Source organism: Cypionkella sp. (assembly GCF_034376685.1).
Taxonomy (GTDB): domain Bacteria; phylum Pseudomonadota; class Alphaproteobacteria; order Rhodobacterales; family Rhodobacteraceae; genus Cypionkella.
In genome coordinates, this window is the sequence record NZ_JAXMJJ010000080.1 from 1 (window position 1) to 13,495 (window position 13,495).

Genomic DNA, 13,495 nt, shown 5'->3' on the forward strand with positions numbered 1-13,495 from the left:
GAATGCCCCGCTGACGCGATCCGCCCGGATACTGCGCCGGATATGGACGCTTGGGTTACTTTCAACCGCAAGTATTCCGAAATGTGGCCGGTGATTGTCACGAAAAAAGATCCTTTGCCGGGCTACGAAGAACGCGACGGCGAGACGGACAAGCGCGAGAAGTATTTCTCCGAAGCGCCGGGGCAGGGCAACTAAGCCACAGGTATTGCAGCTGATTCGGTGACTTTGCGTTCACGAATCGGGTAGGGTGCAGAAAATATAGTGATTCCAACTCGTAAAGCGCTTGCGCTGATCTTTCGTGGTGGTTGGAATCAGTGCATTTTTGTGTTACACATGTCTTACAAATAAACACGGATACCTGCACAAATCCCAAAGCTGTCCGCTTGGGGTGAAAATCTAGTCGAAAAGATAAGCCGTTCGGTCGGGGTGATTTCCCGGGACGGTGATGTTTTTTGCGGAACAGGTTCCTGCCGAGGAAGCGACTGTATGACCAAATCGAAGAAGCCTGATTTTCGTCCGAACGAGTTCGTTGTTTACCCTGCTCATGGCGTCGGCCGCATCATCTCGATTGAAGAGCAAGAAATTGCCGGTTTCGTGTTGGAACTGTTCGTAATTTCCTTTGAGAAAGACAAGATGACCCTGCGGGTGCCCACCCACAAGGCAACGGATGTTGGCATGCGTTCGCTGTCCTCGCCAGATCTGGTGACCAAGGCGCTGGACACGCTGAAGGGCAAAGCCCGTGTGAAGCGTGCGATGTGGTCGCGCAGGGCTCAGGAATATGAGCAGAAGATCAACTCCGGCGACCTGATGGCGATTGCAGAGGTCGTGCGCGACCTGCACCGCAGCGATGATCAGCGCGAACAGTCCTATTCCGAGCGTCAGCTTTATGAAGCAGCGCTGGAACGTCTGACGCGCGAAGTTGCCGCCGTGTCTGGCGTCGATGAAGCTGGCGCGCAGAAGAAAGTCGGCGACGTGCTGATTGGCCGCGCGGCCTGATGTGTCTGGAAATTTGAAGAAGGCGGCCTTCGGGCCGCCTCTTTTCATGGCTGCTATTGATCCGTGTGTTTCTCGCTGGGTTCTTCCAGATCGGGAAACAGCATCGCCTCCAACACCTCAGCGGGCTCTTCGGCTGCCATTGGTTTGACCTCGTGCAGTTCTTCCATCAAAGCGATTTCAAGATCGCGGTCCAACTGTTTGGCCCGCGCGATATAGGCCTCGTTCAGATGCGTGGCCTGTCCCGGCACCCAAACCTCGGCCAGATCGCGCATCGCGCCGCGATCGACGCGATAATAGGCCTGCGACACCTTGGCGGCCTCGTATTCGGAAAATCCCATGTTTTCCAGAACATAGCGCCCAGCCCGGATCGAGCTGTCGAAGGTCTCGCGCACAATGTCATTCGCCCCGGCTTGATACAGCTCGTAGACATGCACCCGATCCCGCGCCCGCGCGACGATATGAATGTCAGGGCGGCGCGATCTGGCATAGCGCACGATGCGGGTCGCCGTGTCACTGTCATCCACAGCAATCACGATCACCTGCGCATCTGCCAGCCCCGCTGCTTCCAGCAGTTCTGGCCGCGCCGGATCGCCGAAGAAGCCTTTCACGCCGAATTTCCGCATCGTCTCAATCGTGGTCATATCGTTGTCTAGCACCACCGTCGGAATGCCCGAGGTGCGGATCAGCCGATTGACCACCTGCCCAAACCGGCCAATGCCCGCGATGATCACCCGGCCTTTTTCGTCGATCTCATCGGGTGCCTGCTCGGGCGTGCGCTGCGCAAACTGGGTCGTCAACCAGTCATAGCCAATAAACAGCAAGGGCGTAAGCAGCATGGACAGGCTGATCACCAGCAGGCCCATTTGCCCCGCCGCCAGCGGCAAAGCGCTTTCGGAGCGCGCGAAACTGACAATCAGAAAGCCAAACTCCCCACCCTGCGCCAGACTCAGCGAGAACAACCAGCGGTCTTGCCGCTTCAGCTTGAATACCAGCGCAATGCCCAGCAAAATCAAGCCCTTCAGCAACATCAGGCCCAAGGTCAGCCCCAACACCGTCAGCGGTTCGCGCGCCAGCATGGCAAAATTGATGCCCACGCCGACCGTCATGAAGAACAGCCCCAACAGCAGGCCCTTGAACGGTTTCAGATCGGCCTCCAGCTGGTGGCGGAACTCTGAGTTTGCCAGAACCACACCTGCCACAAAGGTGCCCAAAGCCGGCGATAGCCCCACCAGCACCATCAAGAACGCAATACCCAATACCATCAGCAGGCTGATGAACGTGCTCATCTCGGGCAATTTCGCGGCATGCACAAAACGGAAGATCGGGCGGCTGAGGTAATGTCCGGCCAGCACGATCCCGGCGACGATTGCCAGCGTCAACAAGCCTGCGCCCCAGCCGGGCAGCGATTGCACCGTGCTGAACAGCGGCGAGGCGGCCTCATGGCTGTCCACAAGATCCTGTGCATTGTTGACGCCATAGACATCTGACTTTTGCGTCAGCAGATCCGGCAGCGTCAGCAGGGGAATGATCGCCAACATCGGGATGACGGACATATCCTGTGTCAACAGAACCGAGAAGGCTGATCGCCCGCCCTGCGTGCGCATCAGGTTCTTTTCAGACAGCGTTTGCAGCACGATAGCGGTGGATGACAGTGAGGCCATCATCCCCAGCACCAATGCCACCCCCGGAGACATCCCAAACCAGATCAACGCCATAGCGACGCTGGCGGTGGTTAGCACCACTTGCGCCCCACCCATGCCCAACAGCTTGTGCCGCATCTCCCACAGTGATTTGGGTTCCAACTCTAGCCCGATCAGAAACAGCATCAACACCACGCCAAATTCGGCAAAATGCTGTAAATCGGCGGTTTCTGCCCCGGCCAAACCCAAGATCGGCCCCATCAGAATCCCTGCCGCCAGATAACCCAACACCGAGCCCAAACCCAAACGCACCGCCAAAGGCACGACGCAAACGGCGGCACCCAAGTAGATTGAGGCTTGCAGCAGAAAACTTTCCATCACGCACTTTCAGGTTGGCAACAGCATTACGTCGGAAGCAACTTTGGATCGGGTGTAGCTTCAGGTCGGCAAGGGGGCATCCGCTTTGAATTGGTCCATCACAATCTGGCTCTGCACCCGTGCCACCGCTGGATGCGGCAGCAAAAGCGTGTGAATTACCCGGTTCAAATCCGGCAAATCCGCGCACCACACCCGCAGCAGGTAATCCGCCTCTCCGGTCAGCGTCCAGGCCGAGACGATCTCGGGGCAGGTCGCCAGCAACGTGCCGAAACTGCGCGCGGCATCGGGCGAATGCGTGGCCATCTGCACCTGCACAAACGCCTGCACCGTCAGCCCGACCTTGGCAGGCGACAGCTTGGCGGCATAGCCCGTCACAAAGCCTTCAGCCTCCAGCCGCTGCCTGCGCCGCGCTGCCTGACTGGGCGACAGATTCAACCGTTCACCCAGCTCCTGCGCCGTCAGCATGGCATTGGCTTGTATTTCGGCAAGCAGACGTGAGTCGATAGTGTCCAGCATGCGGGTTTCTCGCGTCAAATTCAGGTATCCCGCGTGTATCGCGCGCCGATTGCGGCAAGACAAGCCAACTACGCGCAAATTGCGTGTCACTAATGCGTTATAATAACGAAACGTAATCAAAATAGGCATGTCATGGGTCCGTTTCCACATTCCGCCGCAAAAGCCAGCATCAGCGCCACCAACCCGGCAGGTACCGATGGCATGGAGTTTGTCGAATTCGCCCATCCTGATCCGCAAGCGTTGCGCGACCTGTTCACGCGGATGGGCTATAGTCTGACCGCGCGCCACAACACCAAAGCGATCGAGCTTTGGCAGCAGGGCGACATCACCTATATCCTGAATGACGAGCCCGGCAGCCACGGCCGCAATTTTGTCGACATACATGGCCCCTGCGCGCCCTCAATGGGCTGGCGGGTGGTGGATGCGGCGCAGGCTTTCGCGCATGCGGTGGCACAGGGAGCAGAGCCATTTCTGGGGGCCAAGACGGTGGAGGTTCCGGCGATTGTCGGCATCGGCGGCTCGTTGATCTACTTTGTCGATCAATACGGTGCTGCGAACCCTTACCAGGATTTCACCTTCACCGATCACAAACCCAAGGGGGTGGGTTTCTATTATCTCGACCATCTCACCCACAATGTCCACAAGGGCAATATGGACAAGTGGTTTGATTTCTATGGCAGAATCTTCGGCTTCAAGCAGATACGCTTCTTTGACATCGAGGGCAAACACTCGGGCCTGTTCAGCCGCGCGCTGACGTCGGCCTGTGGGCGCATCCGCATTCCGATCAACGAAGATCGCGGCGAAACTGGGCAGATCGTCGAATACCTCAAGCGCTACAATGGTGAGGGCATCCAGCATATCGCGGTCGGGGCGCAGGATATTTATGCCGCCACTGACGAGATCGCCGCCCGCGGGCTCAAGTTCATGCCAAAACCACCGATGGCTTACTATGAACTGTCAAAAACCCGCGTGGTCGGACATCAGGAACCGCTGGACGCGATGGCCAAGCATGGCATCCTGATTGACGGCGAGGGCGTGGTGGATGGCGGAGAAACCCGGATCTTGCTGCAAATCTTCTCAAAAACCGTGATCGGCCCGATCTTTTTTGAGTTCATTCAGCGCAAGGGCGACGACGGCTTTGGCGAGGGCAACTTCCGGGCTTTGTTCGAAAGCATCGAACAGGATCAGATTGATCGGGGTGTGCTGACGGCTGGGTGATCAAAGGGGTTTGCGTTCTATCTGACCGAGAAACATCACAAGGCGCGCAGATTTTGGCGCGAATTGCGGCTCAGGCAAACGCAAACCGTCCTAGCCTTTCGGCATTGCCAGAGCGACCAGACGACCCCCTTTTTGATAGCGCACTTCCGTGGCGGTGATCGCTGCCACGCGGCCGCCCCCATCAATCGTATCCCCGACACGGACTTTCTTATAACGACCCGCCGGTGTGCGGATCAAAGCGTAACGCTTTGATTGCGTGCCATAAACCCCGATCAAATTCAGCTTGGACAGGTTGATCGCATTCTTGAATGTCGCCTGTTTCGCCACGGTGGCCTTGGTCGGGATCTTCGGTGCTGCTGACACAACATCCGGTTCGCCATCGTCTTCGGGGCTGGCGTTTTTCTCAGGGATCGCCGCCAGTCGCGGCTGCGGTTCAACGGCGGCTTCAGGATCGGGTTGGCGCGCAACGGCTGCAACGGCGGCCTCCACAGCGCGGCTTAGGTCCCGCGGGCGGGGTGCAGGCTTGCGGCTGATCGCCACTGCCAGCTTCGAGCCGCCGGTCAGCGCCGCCTCTTGGGTCAACGCTTCGGCCTGCGCGGTCAGCGACGCAGCTGCCGAGGCTTGCTGCGCCTGACGCCCCGCTGAAAGGATACCGCTGGGGCGCGGCGTCGGGCGCAATCCGGCAAGGCGGCTGTCAGCTTCGGGGGCCAATGCGCCCTGATCCGCAGCAGCGGGCGGTGTCAGGCCTTCCGGGCGGGTTTTCGGCTTTTTCCCCGCCAGCGCTGGGTCAGCAAAAACCGCCGGAGCGGCGGCGGCAGATGTCGTTGAGCTGGCCGGTGCCGCCTCCGTAACTGCCGGTTTTGCAGCTGCGACTGCCGCGACAACGGCCTCTGTCCGCGCGGTTGGCACACGCGAAGGCTTGCCAGCACGCAGCAAAACGCCCTCGGGCGTGATGATCCCCTCGGGCGTTGGTGTGATGGCTCCATTCGGTTCAAACTGATACACGGTGCCGTAAGGCGGGGGGGCGGGCTGTGCCGCAGGCATCACATCGCCCTGGGCCTGCGGCGACGCCAGCGATAACGGATCGGACGAGGAGGGCGCGGCATCCATCGAGGCGAGAAAGATCTCATCATCGGTGCCTGCGGTTGGGTTGACCTGCGCTGCGGTTTCAGCGGTCACATCCAGCGTCGGGGCAGGCTCGGCGCTGGTGCCGCCCAGATCCACCGCATCGGGCGAGGCCACCTCTTGCTCAGCAGGCACAGGTGAATCGCTGACCGATGCGGTGTCTGACAGTTCTGTCGGATCCTGCATGTCGGCCAACATCTCTTCATCGGCATCCGGCATGTCCGCCGCCGCAATGGCTGTCGAGCCATCCGGGTTGGTCGCACCGACTTGCACGGGCGCATCTGCTCCGGTGTTCCAGGCGCCCATCGAATAAGACGACCAAGCCGCGATCATCGCCAGCAGGAACAGCAATACAGCTGTCAGCATCAGGCCAAGATAGCGCGGTTTGCCGCGCATCGGCTCGCGCGCAGCAAACCCGCTGGGCCCGCGCGCGGCTGTCGGGCGCGGGGCTTGCGGTCTGGTGGCGTTTGCGCCTGCGGCATCGGCGGGTTTCAGCGGCGGCAAGGCTGAAGGGATGGCGACCTTGCTGCGTGGCTTGGCCCCGGCGGCGTTCGGCGCAGTGACCAAGGCAGACAGACCGCGCAAGCCGGCTTTGGCAGGTTTTGCCACTTTTCCGGCCAGATCCGGCTTTGGCGGCAGCGCGCGTGGCGTTCCGCCAGCGGGCATCGCGCTCAGCGGCTTTGCGCCTGCCGGACGTGGCACGCCGGCCTTGATCGGCGCAACCGGCAGCGCTTTGTGCGGCAATGGGTCATTGCCCTGACGGCGACTTGAGAAAGCCCCCAAGGCGGCAGGCGCAGGCGAGGGCGGCAAATCATCCGCGATCGCCGGATCAATCACCCGCGCCGCCTGTGCCGAAATCGCCGCCCGGATCACCTCGGCGCCCTGAGGCTCGGCCGGTTCGGTCTCCTCTGCGTCGCCGGCATCATCGGGCACATCCAAAGCCATCGGCGCTTCTTCCACCTCGACCATCGGCTTTCGCGGTGCAGGAGGGGCGGGCGGTGGCCGGTCTGGTTGCGGGATTGGCGACGACAACGTATCGGCAAGCGCCGCAATCAACGCGTTATCGTCATCAAATGAAGATGCAGGGGGCGTGTCGCGTGTAACGGTGGCGGGTGCCGCGTTCCGCGCAGGCTCTTTGCGAGGCTGTGGCTGGTCTGGCACAACCGCTGCGGGCTGTATGTCTTCTTGTGCGTTCTCAAAAGGCGCGGCCTCTGAAGGCGCAGCCTCAAACGCCGGTTTTGCCGCAAGCCGCTGTTCGGGTTCAGCGATGAACTCTGGCTCGGGCAAATCATCCGGTGCAATGGCAACTTCCGGTTCGACCACGGCCTCGGGCTCGATCGCAGGCTCTGCTTCAGCCACGACTTTTGCTTCAACCACAACTGGTTCAACCCCAACTTCGGGCGTCAACGCCGCTTCAGGCTCGGGTGGGTCTTCCAATTCCGGCGCAGCCGTTTGCTGCGCTGCCTCGGTCGCCGCATCAGCACTTTGCCCCAAGCTGCCAAAGCCACGCGCCACGATCATAACGGGGCTGCTGTCACGCTCCACCTGCGCGCCTGCCGCGATCAGCGACGGGGCCATCGCCGACAGGCCAAACCAAGGCTCTGCCGCAAAGCTATCTGGCTCGGGGGCCGCGACGAAAGCAATCGGGTTCAGGCGATGCTCGGCGGCAAAACTCTCGGCCTCGGCCAAGGTCTCTTTTGCGATCACCGCGACCTGCACATCCGGGCCGGTCCCGGTATAGTCAAAGGCCAGATCGGCGACATCATAGGGCGTGCGCCCTTCAAGGGCTGCCATGACTTGCGCGTGGCGCGCAGCCTCGTCCGGCCCCGGCGCATGGACATTCAGATACAGGATCTGATCGTTCGGTATCACCAGCTTGGTGGCCATGCCGCGCGGTGACAGGCCCAAAGCGGTCGCCCGCAAGTAACCCAAGGCCTCGGTCAGGTCGGGAGTATCAAGCGGAACTGCACCCACAAGCTGCCAACCACTGCCAGAGCGGTGCAGCAAGCTGATGGTTTCATCCCGGAAGTCGAGTGCAAAAGCTGGTTTCATTTCACGGGTCTAGCACAAAGAGGGCACAGCAGGAAACGCGCGCCGCAGGGTGAGGCCCTTCCTATAGCAGCTTTTTGCCGAAGGAAAGAAAAACGCAGATCGCCGCCAAGGAATGACTTGCGGCCCGCGTCATAGCATTACACCTAAGACGCACAACTTTTGGAGGTTCCCATGCGTGTGATGAATGCTTTGCTGCTCTCTGCTGCCCTGGCCTTGCCGATGGCAGCGCCGGCTCTTGCCGATAATGTGATCACCGTCACCGGTGAAGCCACCGTGCAGGTCACGCCCGATATGGCGACGATCTCGCTGGGCGTCACCACCGATGGCGCATCTGCGGCAGAGGCGATGGCAGCCAATTCCAAGGCGCTGCAAGCGGTGATCGACAAGTTGAAATCCGCAGGGATCGAAGACCGCGATCTGCAAACCTCGAACCTGTCGCTGAACCCGAACTGGGTCGGCTACGAGGCAGGCTCCACCCCGAAAATCGCGGGCTATGTGGCGTCAAACATGCTGAGCGTGCGGGTGCGCGCTTTGGATACCCTTGGCACGGTTCTGGATGCCAGCATCACCGATGGTGCCAACACGCTGAACGGCATCACCTTTGATCTCGCCGCCCCGCGCCCGTCGCAGGACGAGGCCCGCAAAGCCGCCGTCGCCGATGCCAAAGCTCGTGCCGAACTGCTGGCAGGGGCCGCTGGCGTCAAGCTGGGCAAGATCGAGTCGATCACCGAAACAGCGGGCTACGGCGCGCCGATGCCGATGTTCCGCGACGAATCCAAAGCGGCGGCCGCCGTTCCCGTCGCTTCGGGCCAGATCGGCATGAGTGCGTCGGTGACGGTCACCTATGAGATTGTCGAGTAACTTCGCGTTTCATCTTGGCCTAAATATCCCCGCCGGAGGCATCCGACATTTGCCTCAGAAGCCTCCGGCGGGAGTATTTCAAAAAGAGCAAGCCCAGACTGGATCCCGGTCTGGGCTTTGCCGTCTTATGCCGTCGCCGCCGCCAAGGCTTGATCCAGATCGGCGATGATGTCCTTCACATCCTCGATCCCGATCGACAACCGCACCACATTCGGCGCGGCCCCCGAGCGGATTTTGGCTTCATCGTCCAACTGGCTGTGGGTGGTCGAGGCCGGATGAATGATCAGGCTGCGGGTATCGCCGAGGTTAGCGACATGGCTGAACAGTTTCACACTATCCACCAGCTTGACGCAGGCGTCATAGCCGCCCTTCACCGCGAAGGTGAACAACGCCCCTGCACCTTTCGGAGTGATCGACTCGGCCCGTTTGCGATAGGGTGAGGAGTGCAGCCCGGCATAGGTCACGAATTCCACCCGAGGGTCTTGCTCGAGATACTCCGCGACAATCTTGGCGTTCTCGATATGGCGCTGCATCCGCAGGCCAAGGGTTTCGATCCCCATCAACGTGTAATGCGCGCCTTGCGGGTTCATCGTCATGCCCAGATCGCGCAGGCCGATGGCTATGGAATGGAAGGTGAAGGCCATCGCCCCCAGTGCCGCATGGAAGGTGAGGCCGTGATAGGCTGGTTCAGGTTGGCTGAGGCTGGGGAATTTATCGCTGGCTGACCAGTCGAACTTGCCGCTGTCCACCACAACCCCGCCGGTGACGGTGCCATTCCCTGTCAGATATTTGGTGGCGGAATGGACGACGAGCGTGGCCCCATGTTCGATGGGCTTGCACAGGTATGGCGTGGCGGTGGTGTTGTCGACGATCAGCGGAATGCCCGCCCGATCCGCGATGCGGGCCAAAGCATCAAGGTCAGAGATATAGCCGCCGGGGTTGGCGATGGTTTCGCAAAAGATCGCGCGGGTGTTCTCATCAATGGCATGCTGGACGGCCAGCAGGTCTTCAGTATCGACGAATTTTGCCGACCAGCCGAAGCGTTTGATGGTCTGGCTGAACTGAGTGATCGTGCCACCATAAAGCCGCGACGAGGCGACAATGTTCAGGCCCGGCCCCATCAGGGGAAACAAAGCCATGATTTGGGCGGCGTGACCTGAGGAGCAGCAGATTGCCCCCGCGCCGCCTTCTAGGGCGCAGACCCGGTTGGCGAGGGCGGCGACGGTGGGGTTGGTCAGGCGGGAATAGATGTAGCCGACTTCTTGCAGGCCGAAAAGTTTGCGCGCGTGCTCGGCGTCTCGGAAAACATAGGCGGTGGTTTGGTAGATCGGGACTTGGCGCGCCCCGGTGGCGGGGTCGGGGGCGGTGCCTGCGTGGATGGCAAGGGTGTCGAAGCCTAGGGGTGCGGTCATGGTATCCTCCCGGAATGAATGGGCGCAGGGTAGGATAAGGGGGGAGTTCCGGCAACGGGAAAGAATGACGCGGTCCCGCGTTGGGACCGTTTGGAATATTGTTGTTTTTCAAAGAGGTGGTTTTAGGCGTTTAGGGTTTGTTAAGGGTTTGGCGCATGGCGATTGTTCTGCGCCGGAGGCTTTCGCGGTTGAGGCGGATGCCTCCGGCGGGAGTATTTTTGCCAATGTGAAAGGGCTAGGCGCGCAGCAGTTTTGTCAGCGCTGCGATCAGGGTTTCGGTGCCTGCCAGCGTGGTGAGGTTGCCGGGCGAGAGCCGCAGCGTTTGGCTGCGGGCGTCGGTGGTGATGCCTTGGGCGCGCAGGGCGGTGACGATGTTGGCGGCGTTGTGGCTGTCGGGCAGGCGCAGCATGATCGAGCCGCCGCGTTTTTCGGGCTGCCGCGGGGTGAGCAGGGTGAGGTTCAGCGCGTCTGCGGCTTCGATCAAGCGGGCGGTCAGTTGGCGGTTATGGGCCAGGAGGTCGCTCTGGATTTGGGTGGCGTGCCAGTCGAGCGCGGGCAGGCTGGCGAGGGCTGCCATCGTGCCGGGGGTGCCGTTGTCGTAGCGGCGAATGTCCGGGGCGTATTCGAAGGCGGTGATGTCCCAGTTGAACGGGTTGGATTGCGAGAACCAGCCGCGCAGTTCGGGGTGGCAATGCGGGGTCAGACGTGGGCTGACGTAGAGAATGCCCGCGCCGGGGGTGCCGCACATCCATTTCAGCGAGGTGCTGACGGTGAAATCGACCTCGGGGGCCATCACGTCATACGGGATCAGGCCTGCGGCTTGGGTGATGTCGGTGCCGATCAGTGACCCCATGCGACGACCGTGGGCGACCATGCGTTTCAGGTCAATGCGGTGCGAGGTGAGCGACGACACCCAAGTCAGCAAAGCGAGGCCGACGTCTGGGGTCCAAGCCTCGATGAAGTCTTCATCCTCGACGTAACCCATGCCTTGGCGCAGCGGCACGGTGTGCAGGGTGAAGCCGTATTTCTCGGCCATTCCATTCAGCAGGAAGTGGTTGGAGGGGAAGCAATCAGCCCCAACCAGCACTTTGCGACCCTTCAGATGGGATTGGGGGAGGGAGGTCAGCAGCGCGTGGAAGGCGGCGGTGACGTTTTCAGTGGCGGTGATCGACTGCGGCGGGGCGTTCAGGATCGCGCGCCAGCGGTCGATGAAACTTTGACGTTTGCCAAGCGCATAGGCCCATTGGCTGTCATCGGGCTTGCCCCAAACGCCGGCAAATTCGGTCATCGCATGGGCCAGATCGGCGGTCTTGCCGGGATACATGCCGATGGAGTGGTAGAGGAAATACGTCTCAGACATGGGGATCACCGGGTGAGGAAGGGGGCGGGGGCGTAGCGGAGTTTTAGGTTTGCGGGCGCTTGGGCTGCGAGGCTTTGCAGGATGGCGAGGACTTTTGCGGCGGTGTGCTGGGCGAGAGCCTCGAACGGGCCGCGTGGGAAGTTGAGGCCGAGTTTCATAGCTGTGTCGATGCCTTCGGGCGTGGCGCCACCTTCATTGAGCAGCCAAGCGGCCTCGTTGATCAGGGTGGATTCGATGCGCAGGGCAATTTCGGGGTTGGTTTTCGGTAGGGTTTGCGCGGGGTGGATAAAGCCTTGGCCGGATTTGCGGCCTAAGTTTCCGCTGGCGACTTGGGCTTTGAGCGCTGGGAAGACATGATAGCGCGGGTGGTTTTGCATCGCGGCTGAAAGGCCCTCGGTGGCGGCGAGGTTGATGTCGGCACCGATCAGGTCGATCAGCGCGAAGGGGCCAAGACGGTAGCCTGCGGCCATCATGGCGGCGTCAATTTCTTCCGCTGAGTGGCCTTCTGCCAGCAGGGCAAGGGCTTCGCCGTAATAGGGGCGCGCGCAGCGGTTGACGATGAAGCCGGGGCGGTCGGGGCATTGGATGGTGGTTTTGCCTGCGGCTTCGGTGATTGCGCGGGCGAGGGTGAGGGCGGCGTCCGAGGTGCCTGCGTGAGGGGCGAGTTCAACCAGCTTCATCGCGGTGGGCGGGTTGAAGAAGTGCAGCGCGAGGATGCGGTCCGGGCATTGCGCGGTGCTAGCGATGCTGGCGACGGGGATCGACGAGGTGTTGGTGGCGAGGATGGTGCTGGCGGGGATCACGGCTTCGAGGCTGGCGAACAGGGATTGTTTGGCGTCTAGGCGCTCGACGATGGCCTCGATGATCAGGGCACAGGCGGCGAATTCTGTCAGGGATTCCGCGATATGCAGGTTGGCGAGGGTGGCGTCGCGGGCCTCGGGGGTGAGTTTTCCGCTCGCGATGCGGGCGTTCAGGGCCTGTTCCATCCGTTCGCGGGCATTGGCGCGGGCGGGTTGGTAGGCGTCGGTGACGATGGTGGGAAAGCCCGCCTGCGCAAAGACTTGCGCGATGCCGAGGCCCATGGTGCCGAGACCGATTATGCCGATTTTGGGGCCGATGGTGGGGTGCATCAGGTGCCTGTGAAGCTGGGTTTGCGTTTTTCGCGGAAGGCGGCGATGCCTTCGGCTTTGTCGGCGGTGTCCATCAGGGACTCGAAATTTGCGCGCTCCAATGTGAAGGCGCGCGGGGCTTCGTCGCCTGCTATGAGCGCGGCTTTGGCGGCTTGCAGCGCGAGCGGGGCGCGGAGGGCGATTTTGCTGGTGAGGGTGATGGCGTCGGATAGGGCGGAGCCTGCGGCGAGATAGGCGGCGATGCCCCATGCGTGGGCGGTTTGGGCGTCAATGATCTCTCCGGTCAGGATCATCCGGCTGGCGCGGGCGCGGCCCGCGAGGGCCAGCAGGCGCTGGGTGCCGCCTGCGCCGGGGATCAGGCCGAGGTTGGTTTCGGGCAGGCCGAGTTTGGCGGTTTCGCCCAGCACGATGAGGTCGGCCATCAGGGCGAGTTCCAGGCCGCCGCCAAGGGCGAAGCCGTCTACGGCGGCGATCAGCGGTTTGGGGAAGGCGCGGACGGCGGCCCAATGGGCTTTGCGGGGATCTTGCGCGGCCTGCGCGCTGGTTTTGGTCTCGATTTCGGTGATGTCGGCCCCTGCGGCGAAATTGCCCTCGGTGCCGGAAAGCAGGACGGCGCGGAGGGTGGGGTCGGTGGCGGCTTGGGTCAGCGTTTCGGCCAAAGCGGCCAGAGTCGCAGTGTTCAGCGCGTTCTTCGCCGCAGGGCGGTTCAGCGCGATATGCAGCCAACCGGGATGGGGGGTGAGGATCAGGTTTTCCATGGCAGCACTATGCGGGGTGGGCAGAAAATTTCAAGTGAGAAATTTCAAG

The 13,495-nt window shown here is 61.5% G+C and carries 11 protein-coding genes; 4 read left to right on the forward strand and 7 right to left on the reverse strand.

Annotated elements, in window-relative coordinates:
• Both U1A24_RS15160 and U1A24_RS15165 read left to right on the forward strand, forming a co-directional pair.
• Positions 1 to 195 (forward strand): DUF3470 domain-containing protein (locus U1A24_RS15160; RefSeq protein ID WP_322322816.1); only part of this gene is annotated, 195 nt, incomplete at its 5' end.
• Positions 196 to 486: 291 nt separating this feature from the next.
• Positions 487 to 996, forward strand: a complete 510-nt coding sequence (locus tag U1A24_RS15165; RefSeq protein ID WP_054004630.1) for a CarD family transcriptional regulator — start codon at positions 487 to 489, stop codon at positions 994 to 996.
• A gap of 53 nt (positions 997 to 1,049) precedes the next feature.
• On the opposite strand, the gene U1A24_RS15170 is transcribed toward U1A24_RS15165, so the two are convergent.
• On the reverse strand, positions 1,050 to 3,014 hold the full coding sequence (locus U1A24_RS15170; protein ID WP_322322817.1) for a cation:proton antiporter: 1,965 nt from the start codon (positions 3,012 to 3,014) through the stop codon (positions 1,050 to 1,052).
• 60 nt (positions 3,015 to 3,074) lie between these two features.
• Positions 3,075 to 3,530 (reverse strand): Lrp/AsnC family transcriptional regulator, encoded by a 456-nt coding sequence (locus tag U1A24_RS15175; protein ID WP_322322818.1) that lies wholly within the window; start codon positions 3,528 to 3,530, stop codon positions 3,075 to 3,077.
• 132 nt (positions 3,531 to 3,662) lie between these two features.
• On the opposite strand from U1A24_RS15175, the gene hppD reads away from it, so the two are divergent.
• Positions 3,663 to 4,748 carry a 4-hydroxyphenylpyruvate dioxygenase gene (gene hppD, locus U1A24_RS15180; protein ID WP_322322819.1) on the forward strand — a complete coding sequence of 362 codons (1,086 nt, stop codon included), beginning with the start codon at positions 3,663 to 3,665 and terminating at the stop codon, positions 4,746 to 4,748.
• 90 nt (positions 4,749 to 4,838) lie between these two features.
• Here the strand turns inward: hppD and U1A24_RS15185 are convergent, their stop codons facing one another.
• A complete protein-coding gene (locus U1A24_RS15185; protein WP_322322820.1) occupies positions 4,839 to 7,925 on the reverse strand; it encodes a hypothetical protein in 3,087 nt (1,028 codons plus the stop codon).
• A 171-nt stretch (positions 7,926 to 8,096) separates the two neighbouring features.
• Here U1A24_RS15185 and U1A24_RS15190 point away from each other — a divergent pair, with 171 nt between their 5' ends.
• Entirely contained in the window at positions 8,097 to 8,786 is a 690-nt protein-coding gene (locus tag U1A24_RS15190) for an SIMPL domain-containing protein (protein WP_322322821.1), read from the forward strand.
• A gap of 125 nt (positions 8,787 to 8,911) precedes the next feature.
• On the opposite strand, the gene U1A24_RS15195 is transcribed toward U1A24_RS15190, so the two are convergent.
• The 4 genes from U1A24_RS15195 to U1A24_RS15210 all read right to left on the reverse strand — a co-directional run bounded on the left by U1A24_RS15195 (position 8,912) and on the right by U1A24_RS15210 (position 13,446).
• The gene (locus U1A24_RS15195) at positions 8,912 to 10,198 is read right to left on the reverse strand and encodes an O-acetylhomoserine aminocarboxypropyltransferase/cysteine synthase family protein (RefSeq protein ID WP_322322822.1); all 1,287 of its coding nucleotides are present in this window, start codon (positions 10,196 to 10,198) and stop codon (positions 8,912 to 8,914) included.
• A gap of 235 nt (positions 10,199 to 10,433) precedes the next feature.
• Positions 10,434 to 11,558, reverse strand: coding sequence for an aminotransferase class V-fold PLP-dependent enzyme (locus U1A24_RS15200; protein WP_322322823.1), 1,125 nt, complete (start codon positions 11,556 to 11,558; stop codon positions 10,434 to 10,436).
• Between the two features lie 5 nt (positions 11,559 to 11,563).
• On the reverse strand, positions 11,564 to 12,688 hold the full coding sequence (locus U1A24_RS15205) for a 3-hydroxyacyl-CoA dehydrogenase (RefSeq protein ID WP_322322824.1): 1,125 nt from the start codon (positions 12,686 to 12,688) through the stop codon (positions 11,564 to 11,566).
• Positions 12,688 to 13,446 carry an enoyl-CoA hydratase-related protein gene (locus tag U1A24_RS15210; RefSeq protein ID WP_322322825.1) on the reverse strand — a complete coding sequence of 253 codons (759 nt, stop codon included), beginning with the start codon at positions 13,444 to 13,446 and terminating at the stop codon, positions 12,688 to 12,690. The genes U1A24_RS15205 and U1A24_RS15210 overlap by 1 nt, the downstream gene beginning before the upstream one ends.
• Positions 13,447 to 13,495: the final 49 nt, after the last annotated feature.

Coding starts and splice junctions, on each gene's coding strand:
- U1A24_RS15210 (WP_322322825.1), bottom strand. CDS start 13,446: ATGGAAAACCTGATCCTCACCCCCCATCCCGGTTGGCTGCATATCGCG.
- U1A24_RS15200 (WP_322322823.1), bottom strand. CDS start 11,558: ATGTCTGAGACGTATTTCCTCTACCACTCCATCGGCATGTATCCCGGC.
- U1A24_RS15170 (WP_322322817.1), bottom strand. CDS start 3,014: ATGGAAAGTTTTCTGCTGCAAGCCTCAATCTACTTGGGTGCCGCCGTT.
- U1A24_RS15205 (WP_322322824.1), bottom strand. CDS start 12,688: ATGCACCCCACCATCGGCCCCAAAATCGGCATAATCGGTCTCGGCACC.
- U1A24_RS15175 (WP_322322818.1), bottom strand. CDS start 3,530: ATGCTGGACACTATCGACTCACGTCTGCTTGCCGAAATACAAGCCAAT.
- U1A24_RS15185 (WP_322322820.1), bottom strand. CDS start 7,925: ATGAAACCAGCTTTTGCACTCGACTTCCGGGATGAAACCATCAGCTTG.
- U1A24_RS15190 (WP_322322821.1), top strand. CDS start 8,097: ATGCGTGTGATGAATGCTTTGCTGCTCTCTGCTGCCCTGGCCTTGCCG.
- U1A24_RS15195 (WP_322322822.1), bottom strand. CDS start 10,198: ATGACCGCACCCCTAGGCTTCGACACCCTTGCCATCCACGCAGGCACC.
- U1A24_RS15165 (WP_054004630.1), top strand. CDS start 487: ATGACCAAATCGAAGAAGCCTGATTTTCGTCCGAACGAGTTCGTTGTT.
- hppD (WP_322322819.1), top strand. CDS start 3,663: ATGGGTCCGTTTCCACATTCCGCCGCAAAAGCCAGCATCAGCGCCACC.